General features: G+C 50.0%; 15 protein-coding genes. 11 read left to right on the top strand and 4 right to left on the bottom strand.

What is annotated here, in order from left to right:
• Window positions 1-32: 32 nt before the first annotated feature.
• Window positions 33-1,037: a GGDEF domain-containing protein gene (locus tag NE473_RS12860; protein WP_055649068.1), complete on the top strand. Its 1,005-nt coding sequence runs from the start codon at window positions 33-35 to the stop codon at window positions 1,035-1,037.
• Window positions 1,038-1,075: 38 nt separating this feature from the next.
• On the opposite strand, the gene NE473_RS12855 is transcribed toward NE473_RS12860, so the two are convergent.
• The gene (locus tag NE473_RS12855; RefSeq protein ID WP_055649069.1) at window positions 1,076-1,963 is read right to left on the bottom strand and encodes a LysR family transcriptional regulator; all 888 of its coding nucleotides are present in this window, start codon (window positions 1,961-1,963) and stop codon (window positions 1,076-1,078) included.
• Between the two features lie 165 nt (window positions 1,964-2,128).
• On the opposite strand from NE473_RS12855, the gene NE473_RS12850 reads away from it, so the two are divergent.
• From NE473_RS12850 to nhaC, 7 genes are all read left to right on the top strand, one after another.
• Entirely contained in the window at window positions 2,129-2,632 is a 504-nt protein-coding gene (locus tag NE473_RS12850; RefSeq protein WP_055649070.1) for a flavodoxin, read from the top strand.
• Window positions 2,633-2,645: 13 nt separating this feature from the next.
• Window positions 2,646-3,056: a cupin domain-containing protein gene (locus NE473_RS12845; RefSeq protein WP_055649071.1), complete on the top strand. Its 411-nt coding sequence runs from the start codon at window positions 2,646-2,648 to the stop codon at window positions 3,054-3,056.
• A gap of 91 nt (window positions 3,057-3,147) precedes the next feature.
• Window positions 3,148-3,465, top strand: coding sequence for a carboxymuconolactone decarboxylase family protein (locus NE473_RS12840; protein WP_055649224.1), 318 nt, complete (start codon window positions 3,148-3,150; stop codon window positions 3,463-3,465).
• A gap of 34 nt (window positions 3,466-3,499) precedes the next feature.
• Window positions 3,500-4,462 (top strand): aldo/keto reductase, encoded by a 963-nt coding sequence (locus NE473_RS12835; RefSeq protein ID WP_055649072.1) that lies wholly within the window; start codon window positions 3,500-3,502, stop codon window positions 4,460-4,462.
• A gap of 57 nt (window positions 4,463-4,519) precedes the next feature.
• Complete coding sequence (locus tag NE473_RS12830; RefSeq protein ID WP_022032265.1) at window positions 4,520-5,389, top strand: aldo/keto reductase; 870 nt, start codon at window positions 4,520-4,522, stop codon at window positions 5,387-5,389.
• Between the two features lie 445 nt (window positions 5,390-5,834).
• Window positions 5,835-8,294 (top strand): DNA helicase RecQ, encoded by a 2,460-nt coding sequence (gene recQ, locus NE473_RS12825; RefSeq protein ID WP_081034796.1) that lies wholly within the window; start codon window positions 5,835-5,837, stop codon window positions 8,292-8,294.
• A 177-nt stretch (window positions 8,295-8,471) separates the two neighbouring features.
• Window positions 8,472-9,887 (top strand): Na+/H+ antiporter NhaC, encoded by a 1,416-nt coding sequence (nhaC, locus tag NE473_RS12820; protein ID WP_039893085.1) that lies wholly within the window; start codon window positions 8,472-8,474, stop codon window positions 9,885-9,887.
• Between the two features lie 71 nt (window positions 9,888-9,958).
• Here nhaC and NE473_RS12815 read toward each other — a convergent pair whose 3' ends face one another.
• Complete coding sequence (locus NE473_RS12815) at window positions 9,959-10,624, bottom strand: Crp/Fnr family transcriptional regulator (protein ID WP_022032268.1); 666 nt, start codon at window positions 10,622-10,624, stop codon at window positions 9,959-9,961.
• A gap of 184 nt (window positions 10,625-10,808) precedes the next feature.
• On the opposite strand from NE473_RS12815, the gene NE473_RS12810 reads away from it, so the two are divergent.
• Together NE473_RS12810 and NE473_RS12805 are read left to right on the top strand one after the other, a co-directional pair.
• Window positions 10,809-12,695, top strand: coding sequence for an aryl-sulfate sulfotransferase (locus NE473_RS12810; RefSeq protein ID WP_207747052.1), 1,887 nt, complete (start codon window positions 10,809-10,811; stop codon window positions 12,693-12,695).
• An 85-nt stretch (window positions 12,696-12,780) separates the two neighbouring features.
• On the top strand, window positions 12,781-13,632 hold the full coding sequence (locus NE473_RS12805) for a YitT family protein (protein ID WP_055649074.1): 852 nt from the start codon (window positions 12,781-12,783) through the stop codon (window positions 13,630-13,632).
• A 208-nt stretch (window positions 13,633-13,840) separates the two neighbouring features.
• On the opposite strand, the gene NE473_RS12800 is transcribed toward NE473_RS12805, so the two are convergent.
• Both NE473_RS12800 and NE473_RS12795 read right to left on the bottom strand, forming a co-directional pair.
• Window positions 13,841-15,046: an ROK family transcriptional regulator gene (locus NE473_RS12800; RefSeq protein ID WP_155560734.1), complete on the bottom strand. Its 1,206-nt coding sequence runs from the start codon at window positions 15,044-15,046 to the stop codon at window positions 13,841-13,843.
• Window positions 15,047-15,114: 68 nt separating this feature from the next.
• Entirely contained in the window at window positions 15,115-17,031 is a 1,917-nt protein-coding gene (locus tag NE473_RS12795) for a DUF4838 domain-containing protein (RefSeq protein WP_155560733.1), read from the bottom strand.
• Between the two features lie 247 nt (window positions 17,032-17,278).
• Between NE473_RS12795 and NE473_RS12790 the strand changes: the two genes are divergently transcribed.
• Window positions 17,279-18,226: a carbohydrate ABC transporter permease gene (locus NE473_RS12790; protein ID WP_118077952.1), complete on the top strand. Its 948-nt coding sequence runs from the start codon at window positions 17,279-17,281 to the stop codon at window positions 18,224-18,226.
• Window positions 18,227-18,231 lie beyond the last annotated feature (5 nt).

The following is an 18,231-nucleotide window of genomic DNA, read 5'->3' as shown; positions in this document are numbered from 1 at the left end:
GATACAGAATGGAAGAACTGGGAGGGACAGGGATGAAAAATGTACTGGCATTACTGAAAAATGAGAACCGAAGGTTAAGCCAGCAGGCGGAAACGGACTGGCTGACAGGGCTGTATAACCGGATGGCGGTTGAAGAAAAGGTTGGCAGGCGATTAAAGAAGTATGAGACCGGCGTGCTGTTTGTCATTGATATTGATAATTTTAAGAGTATCAACGACAGGTACGGCCACCTTGCAGGCGACCAGGTTTTGCGCGGAGTCGCCCGGATTTTGCAGGAACGGGTTTTTCACAGTGATATTCTGGGGCGGATTGGCGGGGATGAGTTTGTCATCTTTATGAGCGTAAAGCAGGATCAGAACTTTATTGAGGAGCGGTGCCGCCAGATAAGGCAGCAGTTCCTAAATCTTCCGCCGGACCAGTTTATGGTTACCAGGCTGTCTGTTACAGTCTGCGGAAGCATTTATCAAAAAGGGGATGATTATCAGCGTCTGTTTGACCGTGCAGACCAGCGCCTGATCACAGAAAAAAGTCTGCGGAAAAAAAGACCGGCCGATGCGGATAACCGGCCGGAGAACACATCGAACATGAAAAGCCTGAAGACCGATATGGAGCAGGTGAGTCTGGAGCTGTCTGAACCCAATCCGTATGCAGGGGCGTTCTGTCAGGATTATGACAGCTTTGTGGGCATATACCGCTTTGTGGAACGAAGACTTCAGCGGGTACAGTCCAGTGTGTACAGTCTCCTTTTTACGCTGGCGGACGAACACGGAGATTTTCCCGATCTTCCTGAACGGATTCTGCTGATGGAAGAACTGCATACAATCATACAGATGTCCCTGCGGGCGGGGGACGTATTTACGAGATACAGTAGCTGCCAGTATCTCGTCATGGTATCAGATGCGACGGATCTGCAGACAGATGGCATCGCAGAACGGATCCGTGAAAAATTTATAAACAGTTCCTCCTTTTCCGATAAATATATACTGATCTATAAACGGTATCCGCTGAAGCCGTCGGAGGCGCGCGGCAGGAAATGAAAGGATCTGTGCTGCGCGAGGCAGCAGGACGGCATTTTCTATAAAATTTCCTTTACCACTTCAGCGAATCTCTCCACATCCTCCGGGGCATCGAGGCTGTACAGCAGACCGTAGGGGATGCTGTAATCCCAGTTTACAGGAATCGTCACAAGCCCCGGATGGACCTCCTGCCAGCATTCGATCGTAAGCAGGACATTTCCGGTTTCCGCGCAGCGGTTGAATACGGACAAATCATAAAATCGGGGGGTATCCTCAATCGTGATCTGGGGATGATGCTTTTCCAAATCGTTGCGGAGAAAATCATTGACTCCGGAATCCCCCCGCTCTACCATCATCATCGTTTCCCCGTATAAATCTTCAATCTCCAGGCTTTTTCTGTCTGCCAGGCGGTGCTCTCTGGACACGGCAATCATTTTTTTATACCGTCCCAGAGGGAGGAATCTGCACCGGGAAAGCCATGCCTTCGAATCACATACACCAATCAGAAAATCAAATTTTCCCCCCAATTGTTCAATCTCAGAGAGGATTCCCTCGTGATTATCCTGAAATGTCACAAGATGCAGCTTATAATCTGGAAAATCATGATTCACACGGTACCACAAATCCATAAATGGCTTTGCGGGATTTAAAAGTGACGTGCCGATGCAGAAGACTGTGTCTCTGGCGTGGCTGGCGGCTTTCGCACCTGCAATGGATTTCTTCGAATAATCGATCATAAATTTCGCGTCCTGATAAATGACGGCGCCTGCAGCTGTCAGACTCACTCCGGACGGGGTGCGCTCCAATAATTTCATGCCAAGATGGTCTTCTAAGGCATTGATCTGCTTCATGACCGCGGTTGGGGAAATATAGAGGCGTTCGGCGGCCCTGGTGAAGCTGCCGCAGTCGGCGGCCGCTATGAGAGTATCCAGCATATGGTTGTACATGAGAATTCCTCCTGTTTCTGTCAGGCAGCCCGTGCGGCGATTCTTCGAAACGGGCATAATGTATGAACAATAAGTTGATACAATAATAACATACAGGAGATTCAAAATCAAGAATATGGGAGGTACAATACAGGAAACGGTAACAATAAAAAGGAGGAAAACGAGATGGCGGAACTGATTGCATTCTTCTCAAGAGGAGAGGAAAACTATGTGAACGGGGAGATAAGGACTCTTGAAAAAGGGAATACGGAAGCGGCGGCAGGTATGATTCAAAAGTTTACGGGGGCGGATCTGTTTAAAATAGAGCCGCAGCAGGCCTATTCTGCAGATTACAATGAGTGCACTGCGCAGGCGCAGGCAGATCAGAGGCGGAATGCCCGGCCGGAGCTGGCTGCGTATCCGGAGAGCCTGGAACCGTATGATGTCATTTATCTTGGTTATCCCAATTACTGGGGGACGATGCCGATGGCAGTATTTACGTTTCTGGAACATTTTGATTTTACAGGTAAGACGATCAGACCATTCTGTACTCATGAGGGAAGCGGGATGGGAAGCAGCGCTGCGGATATAAAGAAGCTGTGCCCCGGAGCTATTATAGGGAAGGCGCTGGCGATTCGCGGCGGAAGAGTAAACCGGTCAGAAAAAGAGATTAAGAGCTGGCTGAAATAAAGGAGGAAATCACATGAATGCAGAGAACTTGAGTGTATTTCCGGCGGGAAAACCAAACGACGCCTATGCAGAGTATTTTACAGGTCAGAGTTACCTGGCGATGCTTTCCACAGAACAGGTTGTTATCGGAAATGTTACATTTGAGCCGGGGTGCCGCAATCACTGGCATATTCATCATGCGGACAAAGGCGGCGGGCAGATTCTTTTGGTGACAGCGGGAAGAGGATATTATCAGGAATGGGGGAAGGAGGCCAGAGAATTAAAGCCTGGTGATGCTGTTGCCATCCCCGCCGGAGTGAAACACTGGCACGGCGCCGCACCTGATTCCTGGTTCCAGCATCTGGCTGTTGAGGTGCCGGGAGAACACTGCAGAAATGAATGGTGCGAGCCGGTTACCGGGGAAGATTACAGCAAACTGGGATGACAGAAAACTGAGATAACAGAAAACAAAAGCAGACAATATCTGATATTGTGTACTTAATACCTGATCAATGGAGAAAGAGAGGAACAGACATATGGAAAAAGTGACGGCTGGAAAAGAACAACTGGGAGATTTTGCTCCGAAGTTTGCAGAATTAAATGATGATGTGCTGTTTGGAGAGGTGTGGGCGAGAGAGGGGCAGCTGTCGGCGAGGGACCGCTGTATCGTCACGGTGACTGCGCTGATGGCGAGCGGGATTCTGGACAGTTCCCTGAAATTCCACCTTTTCAATGCGAAAAAATACGGTGTTACAAAGGAAGAGATCGCCGAGATCCTCACGCATGCTGCTTTTTACGCAGGCTGGCCGAAGGCATGGGCCGCGTTCCATATGGCGAAAGAGGTATGGCAGTAATTTGTGTTTCTGTACAGAAAGGAAAGCTAAAAAAATGGAATATACAACGTTAGGAAATTCTGGCATTGAGGTCTCCCGCCTGTGCGCGGGCTGTATGAGTTTTGGAGACCCTGCCAGCAAGATGCATGCCTGGACGCTGAATCCGGCGGAGAGTGAATCGATTATCAGACATGCGCTGGACTTGGGGATTAATTTTTTTGACACAGCAAACTGCTATTCTGCGGGGACAAGTGAAGAATATCTCGGAAGAGCGATCAGAAACAACACGGCGAGGGACCGGGTGGTTCTCGCTACGAAGGTCTATTTTAATGAAGGCAGACTGTCAAAGGACGCAATTTTGAGAGAGGTGGAAGGTTCGCTGAGGCGTCTGGGCACAGACTATATCGACCTCCTGATTATCCACCGGTTCGACTATGATACGCCTGTCGGGGAGACGATGGAAGCCCTGCATAAGGTAGTTCAGTCCGGTAAGGTACGGGCCATCGGCGCATCTGCCATGTATGGATATCAGTTTATGGAAATGCAGTACACCGCAGAAAAGAATGGCTGGACAAAATTTGTTTCCATGCAGAACCACTATAATCTGCTTTATCGGGAAGATGAGCGGGAACTGATTCCGATCTGTGACGCGCAGAATGTGGCGAGAACCCCATACAGCCCGCTGGCGGCCGGAAGACTGTCGCGTCCAACCTGGTCTGCGGATACACTGAGGAGCAGAACCGATGTGACGGCACAGGGAAAATACGACAAAACACGAGAAAGCGATATGGTCATCGTAAAACGGGTATCTGAGCTTGCAGAGAAGAAGGATACGACGATGACGCAGATTGCCCTGGCCTGGCAGTTTGCAAAGGGTGCGGCATCGCCGGTGATCGGTGCAACGAAGGCAAAGTATCTTGACGACGCGGCCGGCAGTTTTTCCGTAAAGCTGTCAAAAGAGGAGATTGATTATCTTGAGGAGGCCTATGTGCCGCATCACGTAGTGGGTGCGCTGTAGAGACAGGAAAGGCAGAAACCTGCGGGCCGCGCAGTTTATTGAACAGAGGAGATTAAAATGGAATACGTAAAATTAAGCAATGGCATGGAAATGCCGATTTTGGGTTATGGCGTCTATCAGGTGTCAAAGGAAGAATGCGAGAGATGCGTGCTTGACGCATTGAGGGCGGGTTACCGTTCAATCGATACGGCACAGGCATATTTTAATGAAGAGGAGGTTGGAACGGCGCTTATAAAGTCCGGTATCCCGAGAAAGGATATTTTCCTGACCTCGAAGGTGTGGGTGGAGCATTACGGCTATGAGGAGTGCAGAAAATCAGTAGAAGCATCACTGAGGAAGCTGCAGACTGATTACCTTGATCTGATGCTGCTGCATCAGCCGTTTGCCGATTATTACGGGGCATGGAGGGCTTTGGAGGAACTGTATGAGGAGGGAAAGCTGCGTGCGGTCGGGATTTCCAATTTCTATCCTGACCGGATGGTGGATCTGGCCTCCTTTGCCCGCATCCGCCCGATGGTCAATCAGGTGGAAACACATCCGTATAACCAGCAGATTCTCGCCAAAGAGTATATGGATCAATACGGCGTACAGATAGAGGCATGGGCGCCTTTCGGCGAAGGAAGAGGCGGCCTGTTTGAGGACCCTGTGCTGATGGAGACGGGAGCAAAGTACGGGAAGACAACCGCGCAGATTATGCTTAGATGGAATATCCAGCGAGGCGTGGTGGTAATTCCGAAATCCGTTCATTATGAGCGCATGGTGGAAAATTTCGATGTATTCGATTTTTCACTGAGCGATGGGGATATGGAGAAAATAGCTTCCCTTGATAAAAAAGCGAGTTCATTTTTCTCCCATCAGGATCCGGCCACGGTGGAGTGGTTTGTTCAGATGGTGGAAGAACGGAAAAAGAATCAGGGGAACGTGTGACATACAAGTTTGACAAACAGACGATTCTGCCCGGATACCGTCTGCCGGAAGATGGAATCGTGCCGTTCCTTTTGATAATTGTAAAAAATAAAATAATTAGTAGTAAACCAGTTGAATTCCAGACAAAATGTTGTTATAATAAAAGTAAATATTCCGTTATTTCTCAATGAAACCGAGTATCGGCATTAAGAGCGGCCTCTGTCTGATCTTGACAAAAATCTTTGCATTTCCCCTCGTTTGAATATAAGTGAATCATTTATTTGCCAGTACTGCGCCGCAGTACTTAATCGCTGTGAGATAAAATGAAAATTTTATTCGATAAAACTGCAGCTGACGGATGATGACAGAATTGGCTGCCGCGTGATACAATGGAAGCTGTTGATCGTTCTGCGCGATTCTAATGGACGAGTGAAGATAAAAGACAAGGAGTACGAAAAGAGGATATATGGATAAACATCAGGTGTTAAAACAATATTTTGGTTATGATGAGTTTCGTGACGGTCAGGAGGTTCTGATTGACAGTATTTTAAACGGCCGTGATACGCTGGGAATCATGCCGACCGGCGCCGGAAAGTCACTGTGCTTTCAGATCCCGGCGCTGATGATGGACGGGATTACCCTGGTGATTTCTCCGTTAATCTCACTGATGAAGGACCAGGTGGAGGCGCTAAACCAGGCCGGGATCCATGCTGCCTATTTAAACAGTTCCCTGACGGCTTCCCAGTATTACCGCGCACTGGCCTATGCAAGGGAAGGGCGTTACCCTATTATCTATGTTGCGCCGGAGCGCCTGGTGACGGAAGAATTTCTGGATTTTGCATTGAATACGAAGATTTCCATGGTAGCGGTGGATGAGGCCCACTGTGTGTCCCAGTGGGGGCAGGATTTCAGACCCAGCTATTTGAAGATTGTGGAGTTCATCGACCGGCTGAACGTTCGTCCCGTCGTCAGCGCGTTTACGGCGACGGCGACGAAAGAGGTAAGGGACGATATCAGCGACATCCTGATGCTGCGGGAGCCGACGGTACTCACGACGGGCTTCGACCGTCCGAATCTCTATTTTGGAGTCCAGGCACCGAAGGACAAGTATGCAACCATGAAGAATTTCCTGGAACTGCATCCGGGACAGAGTGGCGTGATCTACTGTCTGACCAGAAAAAATGTGGAGGAGGTCAGCGATAAGCTGCGGGCGGACGGATTCTCTGTTACAAGGTACCATGCCGGATTAAGCGATGCGGAGCGTAAGAAGAATCAGGAGGATTTTATCTACGACAGGGCGGCGATCGTTGTGGCGACCAATGCTTTTGGCATGGGAATTGATAAATCCAATGTCCGCTTTGTAATCCATTATAATATGCCGAAGAATATGGAGAGCTATTATCAGGAGGCAGGCAGAGCCGGGCGAGACGGAGAACCGGCAGAATGTATCCTGCTTTACGGCGGCCAGGATGTGATCACAAACCAGCTGTTTATCGATAACAACCGGGATAATCAGGAACTGGACGCGGTTACCCGCGCTATCGTCCAGGAGAGAGACCGGGAACGGCTTCGCAGGATGACGTTTTACTGCTTTACGAATGAGTGCCTGCGGGATTACATATTGAGGTATTTTGGCGAGTATGGTGAAAACTACTGCGGAAACTGTTCCAACTGTTTAAGCCAGTTTGAAACGGTGGATGTGACGGATATCGCAAAAGGGATCATCGGATGCGTGGAGAGCAGCAGACAGAGATACGGCACGAACGTGATTATTGATACGGTGCACGGAGCCAATACGGCAAAGATCAGACAGTATCATATGGATGAAAATCCCCACTACTCGGAACTTGCCAAAGTGCCGTCCTACAAGCTGAGACAGGTGATAAACTACCTTCAGCTCAACGAATATCTTGCGGTGACCAATGACGAATACGCGGTCGTTAAGCTGACGGAGAAATCCAGGGCTGTGCTGGAAGAGGGCGACCCCGTTGTCATGAAGATGGCAAAGGAACAGGAGCATCCTGCGAAGGTGAAAGCAGAAAAAGGAAAGAAGAGCCGGAAAGGGCTGGCGGCCGGTCTTTCGGAAGCCGGTTTTTCAGAAAGCGACGAAGCGCTGTTCGATCAGCTCCGCGCGCTGCGTTCCGAAATCGCGAAAGAGGAGAAAGTTCCGCCGTATATTGTATTCTCTGATAAGACGCTGACTCACATGTGTGTGATAAAACCCAAAACCAGGGCAGAGATGCTGACGGTAACCGGGGTTGGGGAATTTAAGTTTGAAAAGTATGGGGAAAGGTTTTTGGAGTGTATCAGGGCGGAGACTGGAGCAGCTCACGCGGAAACAGCAGAGAATCTTTCAGAAAGGGCTGCTGATCGCGCGTTCGGAGACTCTGCGGCATCTCCAGCAGCGGATTATGACGCAGGCTTCGCCGGCGATGATCTGTATTTCAGCAGTGACAGCGGAGAGTTTGATGACTGGTCTCTGGACGATGTTATGGCGGCATGGGAGAGCGGAAGTCAGGAGCCGCTGAAGCAGGAGGAACCACCGGTTGAGGCCGCTGCTGTAAAAAAGAAGAAGGGGAAATCAGCCAAAACGGAATTTGTCATGACCCGGGAGCTTGCAGATGAACTTCACTATTCGGAACGGGTCTCTTTAAGCGATTTTATAGGACAGATCAATGATCTTCGGGATGAAGACACCATGAAACGGCTGACGATCAAATCGGTAGAGCAAAAGCTGATCGAGGACGGATATTATGAAGAACAGTTTTTTAATGGGATGAAGCGGAAGCGTTTGACGGAAGCCGGAGAAGCGTTCGGTATTGAAGCGGAGAAGCGTCTGAGTGAAAAGGGAAACGAATACGATGTGTTCTTCTATACGGAGAAAGCGCAGCGGGCCATTACGGCATGGCTGCTGGAATCTGTATGAAATGAGGGCGGAGAAAAACAAAAAACTTGCCGAGTTAAAGCGTCAAATGGCTAAAATCAGTAAAAATTTATCTTTTTCATGAAAATACTAGCATGAGTTATTTTTTTGACCCGGCGTATGGGATATGATAGAAAAATAAAATGTGTTAAAAAAATAACTATTGGAGGGCAACACGGTATGGAAACGAAAGAGAAGGTGCAAAAGACGCTGAACGGGATTCAGTCTGCGGTACTTTTGCTGCTAATTGTGGCTGCGGTTGCGGTCTGTATCCGCTTTAAAGTTGGCGGACCGATGATAGGGCTGTTTTTCAGCTGGCTCATCATCTATCTGTTCTGTATTGGACTAAAGATTGACTATGAACATGTGAAAGCAGGCGCATTTGACGCGTTGAAGGTAGTTCTGCCTACCATGACGATTTTAATGGCGATTGGTGTTTTGATCGGAACATGGATGGCTTCCGGAACGATTCCCACGATTATTGTGTATGGATTGAAATCGATTAATCCGGCATTTTTACTGACCTTTACTCTGATTTTTACGGCGGTGCTCAGCCTGGTGACGGGAACCTCATACGGTTCCGCGGGCAGTGCCGGTGTGGCGATGATGGCAATCGGCAATGCCATGGGGATCAATCCGGGAATGGTGGCCGGTGCGGTAATCTGCGGAGCCATGTTTGGAGACAAGCTGAGCCCGTTTTCCGATACGACCAACCTGGCTCCGGCCGTGGCGGGAGCGAAGCTGGGAGATCATATTAAGAGCATGCTCTGGACGACGCTTCCTCCGATGCTGATCAGTATCGTTGTCTTTACGGTTCTGGGAATCAGCCAGACGAACGGCGGATATGATCCGGGAGATTTGAATGTTTATATCGATTATCTGCAGGGAGCGTTCCACATTGGCTGGACGACCCTGATCCCGGCAGTCTTGATTATCGTTCTGTTAATGTTCCGGGTAGGTGCGTTTGAAGCGTTGGGAATCGGCGCTGTCGCAGGCGCGCTGGTGGCAGTCTTTGTCCAGGGGGTGGATCTGCGTTCCATTCTGAAGATCTGTTACGATGGATTTACCAGTGATACAGAGATTGGAGTGTTAAAATCTATCCTGAACAGAGGCGGTATGGCCAGTATGCTTCAGTATGTGGCTATCATCACCTTTGCAGTGGGCATGGGCGGCATGCTTGACCGGCTGGGGGTACTGAATAATATTCTTTCCGTCTTCGTAAAACGGATCAACAGTGACGGTTCCCTGGTTCTGGCCACACTTCTGACCGGTTATGTTACCAGCATTGTCAGCTGTTCCAGCCCGATGTCTCACGTACTGACAGGGCGTCTGATGCAGCCTCTCTTTAAAGAACGGGGGATCGAACCGAGAATTCTTTCCCGATGTTTGGAGGACAGCGGAACGCTGGCAGGCCCCATGATTCCGTGGCACGGATACGGAATTTACATGGCGGGGACCCTGGGAGTCACGTGGGCGCAGTATATCGGGTTTGTTCCCCTTCTGTGGCTGACGCCGCTGTTTTCCATACTGTATGGATTTACGGGAATTTCCATAAAACGTGTGGCGGATCAGAAGAAAAACAGCGATGGGAAATAACAGATAACGGCTGATATTATAAATAACAGGTGCGTTTTTAACTGCGCACCTGCTGTTTTTAATCTTAGCCGTTATTTTTTTGATATTGTCCGCTGCTGTGCCAGTGCCGTCAGCCGTGCCATGTCGTGAATCACAGTCTGGTGGCCGCGTTTGCTCACAACGCCCATATCCTTTAATTTTCCCATGATCCGTGTTACGGTGATGGTATGAATGCCCAGATAGTTTGCCAGCTCGCTGTAGGAGAAATCCTTGTGAATGACGTAATGGGGGCCTTCGCAGACAGCCAGTTCAGTCAGGGCGTAGCAGAGGCTTACAAAGTTGTCGCCATCCTGAAGGGCATAACAGTGCTTTAATGCATTGTCGTAATGCGCGATGGCAGTCTCAAAGAGCCACCGGTAAAAGTCGGGATGAGACTCCACGTATTCACGGAATGTGTTATATGGTATCTGATACAGCAGGCACGCGGATTTTGCCGTGATTGAAAATGCATAAAAGGTGTCGTCGGGGTAAGATCTGGCGTAGGCCGGTATAAAACCGACGAAGTCACCGGGGAGAAAATACTGATAGATCCGTTCCCTGCCGCCGGGAGAAACGCTGTGGAGTGCACAAAGCCCCTCTTCGAGGCAGTATACGTATTTGTCCAAATGGGCACGATTGTAGAGACAGTCATTTTTCTTTTTACGGGTCAGTGTGCCGAGATCCCGGAGTTCGTTTAAACAGGCGGCGCTTGATTCCATCTTCCATTTCCCCCTCTTATGTATGGCGTTATTCTGATCGTCTCCCCCTCTGATACTGTGAGATACCAGGTTCATAGTATACCATATTCATCTGGAAATAAAAAGAAAAATCATAGCAACTGATATTTTTTGCAGGAAAAAACAATGTTATAATTTTAACAAAATTGACAGGAGGGGCAGTACATTGGAACGAAAAGCAATCGGTTATCATCGGATCAGCCATTTGGTGGAGCGTCAGTATCAGAACGAAGAGGCTATGAGAAAGGAGCTTGAACGCGGGAACTATACCGCAGAGCATCCTTATATCGTGGTAAATCCTTATCTCGTAAATCCGCTGACGGCAATGATTTTATTTAAAACAGAAAAAGAAGAGGCAGTGACTCTGACTGTAAAGGGGAAAGAAGCTGCCGGTGATATTACCCATACATTTCCGAAGGCGAAGGAGCAGATCCTTCCGGTGCTTGGGCTCTATCCGGAGTATGATAATACGGTTGTGATTGCGCTGGAGGACGGAACGGCTTACGAAGTAACTGTGACCACGGAACAGATTGAAAATATGCCGTACCAGGCGGATTATATCAACACAACAAGTGATTATATGAATGGGCAGCTGATGTTCGTGACACCTGCCGGGGATTCACTGGCCGGAGGCTATGACTATCGGGGAGACTGCCGCTGGCATCTGGTGGAGCCGTTTATATTTGACATGAAGCCTGCCGCAAACGGCCGCATTCTCATTGGCTCCAACCGGCTTTTAAACATGCCTTACTACACGGCGGGTGTTTGTGAAATGGACCTGGTGGGAAAAATATATACGGAGTACTGCATTCCAGGCGGCTACCATCACGACCAGTTCGAGATGGAGGACGGAAATCTGCTGATCCTGACTCAGGAGAAAAATGCAGCCACAGCAGAGGACATGTGCGTGCTGGTGGACCGGGAAAGCGGAAAAATCATCAAATCATGGGATTACAAAAAGGTTCTTCCCCAACAGGCGGCGAAGTCCGGGAGCTGGTCGGAACACGACTGGTTCCACAACAACGCGGTGTGGTATGACAGGAGGACGAATTCCCTGACGCTCTCAGGCAGACATCAGGATGCGGTCATCAATATCGATTTTGAGACGGGAGAACTCAACTGGATCATCGGAGACCCGGAGGGGTGGCCGGAAGATCTGGTAAGCCGTTATTTCTTTACCCCGGCAGGCAGCGGTGACTTTGACTGGCAGTATGAACAGCACGCATGCATGATGCTTCCGGATGGCGATATTATGCTGTTTGACAATGGCCACTGGAGGGCAAAGAATAAGGAGCAGTACAGGCTCAACCGGGATAATTTCTCCAGAGGAGTCCGCTACCACATTGATACGGAGAGGATGACGATTGAGCAGGTATGGCAGTTTGGAAAAGAGCGGAAGAATGACTTCTTCTCATCCTATATTTCCAATGTGGAATATTATCGTGACGGCTACTATCTGGTACATTCCGGAGGAATGGGGTATAATCATGGTGTTACCTGTGAGGAACTTCCGGTCTATATGAATCTGGAGGATCCGGAGTGCGTATTAAAGAGCATTACCGTAGAAATCATGGACGGAGAACTGGTGTATGAGATGCATCTGCCATCCAATTATTACCGTGCCGAGAAGATGAGCCTGTACCGGGAAGGAGCCAATTTAGACCTGGGAAAGGGCAGAGTCGTAGGAAATCTGGGAGTGACAGGCGAGTTTGATACGGAGGTTCCGGCAGAGAACACAGGGGAACTGCTTCCGGAAGCCTGTGAGGCGGTGCTTACGGAAGAGGACGACCGCATCATTTTTAAGGCGAAGTTTAAGAAGGGACAGCTGGTAATGTTCCAGCTGGAAAAGGAAGATGATCCGGAGGAGATCCACCGGTATTTCATCTCCACCAGTGCACAGAAGTTTCTGGCGATGTGTTCCGGCACCTTCCTGCCCAAGGATGACAGGGAAGTGACGTTAAACGTCGACAAAGAGGGCCTGAACGGCACCTTTGATGTGCGTGTCATCATTGACGACAGCAAGTATGAGACCGGGCTGAAGCTGAAGTTCTAAATGATCTGGACAAGTCGAAGAGGTCGGCGGTAAGATTCTGAATATTAGAAAAGTACTATCAATACAAAGGGGAAGTGAGCGGACAATGAGTAAGAAAATAGGAAAGATACTCGGAATTGTGCTGGGAAATGGGATCTTTGCGCTGGGGCTTTCGGCGTTTTCCATCCCGAACCATTTCCTGGTGGGAGGCGCAACGGGAATTGCCAGAAGTGTACAGCATTTTGCGCATCTGGATGTGTCGGTGACGGTGGCAGCCCTCAATGTGGTTATGTTTTTACTGGGATTTTATATTCTGGGAAAGCGGTTTGCGCTGACCACCATTGTCAGCACCCTTGTATTTCCCGCGTTTCTTAACCAGTTTCTGAAGATTGAGGCGTTCAGCCACTTAACGGGGGACCGGCTCCTGGCGGCGCTGTTTGGCGGTATGCTGACGGGGCTGGGACTGGGAATCGTTATGCGGCTGGGCGGTTCTACCGGCGGTATGGATATTCCGCCGCTGATTCTCAATAAGAAATTCCGGATTCCGGTGGCGTTGTCCATGTACTTCTTTGACATTTTCATCCTGCTGTCTCAGATGATATTTTCCAATACGGAAGAGATTCTCTATGGAATCATGTCCGTACTGCTGACTTCCATCGTCTTAAACCAGGTGCTGGTGTTTGGTGCCGGTGATGTGCAGGTGCTGATTATCAGCCGGGAGTATGAGCGGATCAATGAGATTATCCAGACGGATTTGGACCGCGGCTCCACCTTCCTGCCCATCCAGACCGGATTTGAAAAGCTGGATCAGAAGGCAGTTCTGTGCGTGCTTCCGAACCGGGAAATGAGCCACTTAAATCACTGCGTGCAGGAGATTGATCCGAAGGCGTTTATTATCATCAATGGTGTGCGCGAGGTAAGGGGACGGGGATTTACGCTGGATAAGCATCTGGTGTGATGAGGCAGATTCGACGGATTATGGTGTGCCGAAGGACGGTGCATGGGAGAGCTTACTGTACCCGGATGCAGGGGGCAGGCCGATTCTTAAACGGAACCGGCCTGCCCCATTCTGCTGTCTGCACATGCTGCCGGCCGTGCAGGAGCAAATTCGCAATTGCACTGGAGACATGCGCTTCTGAAATAAAAGGACTTCAGCGACTCTGCATCTATTCTCCTATAACCGGCCTGATAAAGAAGCGCAGAATTGCTAGCGCGCTGGCGCCCACGGCTCCGTCTGCGGCCCCATACGGCAGGATTTCCACGTTGCCTGCATAGGTGCGGTCCACGAATATCAGCTGCCGCTCGATGTAATCCATCAGTTCGTTCTGAATGTCCTGGTTGTCAAAGAGCTGGCCATGCAGAAAGATCTTGCCCGGATTGGTGATGATGGCGATATTGGAAATGGTGATGCCCAGGTATTTCAGCGCCTCCGCGATATACATTCCGATGACGGGATCGCCCATGGAATAGGCGGTGGTGATCGTCCCGATGGTAATCTGGGAATCGTCGGACACGAGACTTCTCAATATGGTATTCGGCGTGTTCCGGTACAGCAGCCTTGCGTTCCGGATTAAGTGGTTCTCGCTGGCGTACGTCTGGAGACAGCCGTATTTGCCGCACTCACAGCGGCGCCCGCCCTCGCTTACTATGGTGTGGCCGATCTCTCCTGCCACATAATTTTCGCCCAGGAACATCTCGCCGTCTACGACACTGGCGCAGAACATTCCCATGCCTACGTGGAAAAATGCGAAGCTGTCGGGGCTTTCCTGCGGGGAAAAGAGATATTCGCCAAGGGCCATGCACCGGGCGTTATTCTCGCAGACGATGGGGAGCGGAAGCTCCTGTTCAATCCGCTTCGGGTCGAAATTCTGCCAGGTCTTCCGGTTGGTAATCAGGCTGGAAGCGCTCCCGTTCATGTGGCCTGGAACCGCTGCTCCGATACCGACGATCTCGTCCCATGAAATTCCGGACTCCGCGACCAGATCCTTTACACCGCCGATAATGGCGTCGGTAATTCTGCCGGCCAGTTCCTCGTTAAATGGTTCTGTACGCTGGAAACGGATTCGTCCCTTTAAGTCCGTGATACAGATGACGAGAGCCTTCTGGGTAAACTCCAAACCGATGCTGTAAGCCCTGTCAGGTATGATGTCGATCAGGACACGCTTGCGTCCCGAGGAGGCCTCATCGGTCGAGACCTCTCCCAGTTCCCTCACAAATCCCTCTGAAATCAGCGTGGTAACGTTCATGGTTACTGTTGCAGGCGTGATCTCAGTCTCTTCGGCAATATCCGTTCGGGCAATGGGCGCGTTCCGGTAAATACACTCCAAAATCCGGCTCCGGTTGGATGCTTTCTTCTTTTTCCCCTTGTACATGGCTGCAGCGACCTCATTCTTCCATAATTTTCAAACACGCTCTGGGGCATGTCGTGGTTCTTCCCACTCTAAAGTGTGCTGATGAGCGGTTCTTCCAACAGAAAGCCGGTGTATTTGGTGGATACTTCGGTGACGCGGTACACATCGAGACACTCCTGGAATTCCGTTTCCCGTTCGCAGATCATATGCTGGAACTGCCGCCAGCATTCCTGCGCTTCCAATTCCTCTCCCCCGGCCAGCTTCATCAGCGCTTTCCCTAATCGTAAACTATATTCTCGGTGGTAGTCAAGATATTTCCAAAATAAATTTTGTGCGTCGGTGAGACTGTCCGTGCCTTCCTGCCCGGGGAGGGGGGCGTGCTCTGCGAGGCGGATCAATTCTTTCATGGCGGCTGCCTCTCTTGGGTCCTTCCGATCCTCTTTTCCGTTAAAATAGTCGCAGCTGCACAGGGAGGACAGCTTTGTCAAATAAGAAAGAACCTGTTCCCAGCCAGGCCCGTAGGCGGCACGGAAGTACTCTTCCTTCAGCTCCCCGAATGTTACGTCGGCGTCAAAGAGCATGCGGCCCATGACGTAAGCCGGAAATGCGTTGGGGAGGCAGACCCGGAGCTCCTGGCAGCTGATATAGCCGTCCAGTCCCATCTGTTTCAGCTTCCGGATGTCCTGGCCGATGATTTCGGCTATATGGATGTAGCCGAAATCACCGTAATGCGCCCGGCCCAGCGGATAGTCGTATACAAAGCCTTCGCCGTGGAAACAGTTCTGCCATGATTTTAAGAATACCATGTTCTCATCAAGCCCCACAGGAAGTGTGATCCGGTTTCTTTCGTAGGCCGGAGCGGGCCCGTAGGTATCCTTAAGCTGGTAGGAATGCTCGAACGTACGGCTGATGGGGGCGAACATCAGGAGAAAACGGTCTGGATTGCGGAAGGCTTCCTTTACAGGCGGCCATAAGAGCTCCTGATAGAGCAGAAAGACGATTTTTGTGTCAAGGTGCAGTCCGGTCAGCTTCTCGTCGATCCGGTTTAAAATCCGTATGTACTGGTCTGTGGGCAGTTGGGTCCGGCAGGCCTCGCACTCGCAGATATTGTTAAATTCATCCGCCAGCCATACGTGGACGCAGGAGATAGCCGGATGTTGTATACAGTATTCCACAACCCGGTCGGAAAATTTTTCGATCACGGTCTCGTTGGAATAGCAGAGATTGGTGTTCATGGGAACTCCGTGAAATAATTCGCGTTTTCCATTTATGCAGGCGGCGAGCGGAGCGGTCTCCGGCGGAAGCGGTTCGGAAGCCGCTTTCCAGTCGGCGCAGGGGAAGCCAAGCACGTCTCCGGTCCAGCCGTGGCCTGCCTGATGGAGAAGGAGGCCGCGCTCCTGAAGCGCTTCTTCGATTCGGGCGGTAAAGGCGGCGGCGGTCTCCCTTGTAAATTCCTCCGGCTTCAGAAGGGGATTCATCTCGTGGTGATACCAGCGGGCCATAAAGGTATAGGGCAGCTGGAACTGCAGAAAGAAGCTGTTGCAGCCCAGTTTCGGCAGCCAGTCGATGTAATCCAGAATATTTTCCAGAGAATTGGCTCCCTCGATGCAGACGCCCCGGTGATGCAGCGCCGCCTGTTTCTGACAGCTGGCGGAGAGCTGTTCTTTCTTATATAAAGAAGGAAAGGATTCGTGCTTCCTGCCGGGAGCGGGGAAACGGCAGCCGAGAAGCCATAAGTACTGGTAAACGCCGAGAAGAACACTGCGGTCATTGCTTCCCGAGATGGTGCCACCCGCCGGGGTGACGTCGATGGAGTATGCATCCTCACTGTCCTTCGGGTTATTCAACGATTCAAGCCGAAGCGGGACTTCGTCTGACCGGCAATTCTGGTTATTTGTTATAATTATTGAATCCGCAACTATTTTCGCCAGGCACCGGGCCAGCTCCTGCGCCGCAAAAACGACAGGTGAACCGGAATGCGAGGAATATAAAATGTTGATCGTCATAAAAATCCTCCTGAAATGCAACTGATAATTAATTATATTTTATAAGTATTATAACAAAAAACAAGAATAAAAATATATGTATAAAATGCACAATAAAATATTGAAAAAGGTGATATTATAAACAAAAACACATTATTTATCGATTAAGTATTGCATGAAATATAGAAAAGTGTTATATTGTAACCAGCAAAAGCAATGCCTTATTGATTATAAAAAATAATTAAAAGGAAGAAAGAGAGGGCTTTCCATGAAAGGACAGTTTTCAGGTGCTTCGAAGGTCAGGTTAACGGACCGCAGAAAGAAGCAGAGAAGGCGCATAAACATGTGGTGCTGGATCTTTATGATTCCCACTATGATACTCTACATACTGTTTCAGGGGTATCCGATACTTTCCAGTATTTTCTATTCCACCCTGGACTGGTCGGGGATGACATCAAACGCCCTGTTCATCGGACTGGACAACTTTAAAGAACTGTTACAGGACAAATACTTCTTTAACGCGGTGGCAAACAGCTTTAAGTATATGATCATGGCCGTTCCGCTGCAGCTGGTGATTTCACTGGCGCTGGCCTACATCTTTAACAGCATCTTAAAGAAGGGCGCCACATTTTTCAGAACCGTGTTTTTCCTGCCTGTTATTACGACGGCTTCCATCGTGGGAATTATCATGATGTTTATCTTCGGCGGCACGGGTTCCATCAATCAGTTTCTGTCTCTCTTCGGAGTGAGGGGATTGAACTGGCTGGGCAATGCCAACACGGCGCTGATCGTGGTGGTGCTCATCGGTGTCTGGAAGGACTCAGGTACCTTTATGATCTACTGGCTGGCGGCGCTGCAGAGCGTATCCCAGGATGTCTATGAGGCGGCGACCATCGACGGTGCCAACAAATGGCAGACCTTTCTCCATGTGGTCTTCCCTCTGATTATTCCCATCGGCGGCGTGATTACCGTGCTCTGTATCATCAGCTCCTTAAAGGTGTTCGACTTAATTCAGACCATGACCAATGGCGGACCGTTTTATTCCACGGACGTGGCGGCTACCTTCGTATACCGGACGGCTTACGCAAGCAGCAGCGGAATGCCCAGACTGGGTTACGCCAGTGCCGCGGCCATGACATTTGGAATCATCGTCGTGGTAATCGGAACTGTGGGCAATGTGGTAAAGACAGCGTTCCAGAAGAAGAACGCGATATAGGAGGA

Origin of the sequence: Hungatella sp. SL.1.14 (genome assembly GCF_024460495.1) — a bacterium.
Lineage (GTDB): Bacteria > Bacillota > Clostridia > Lachnospirales > Lachnospiraceae > Hungatella > Hungatella hathewayi.
Note: the sequence above shows the minus strand (reverse complement) of the source record. Positions and strands in the feature narration are given on the sequence as shown.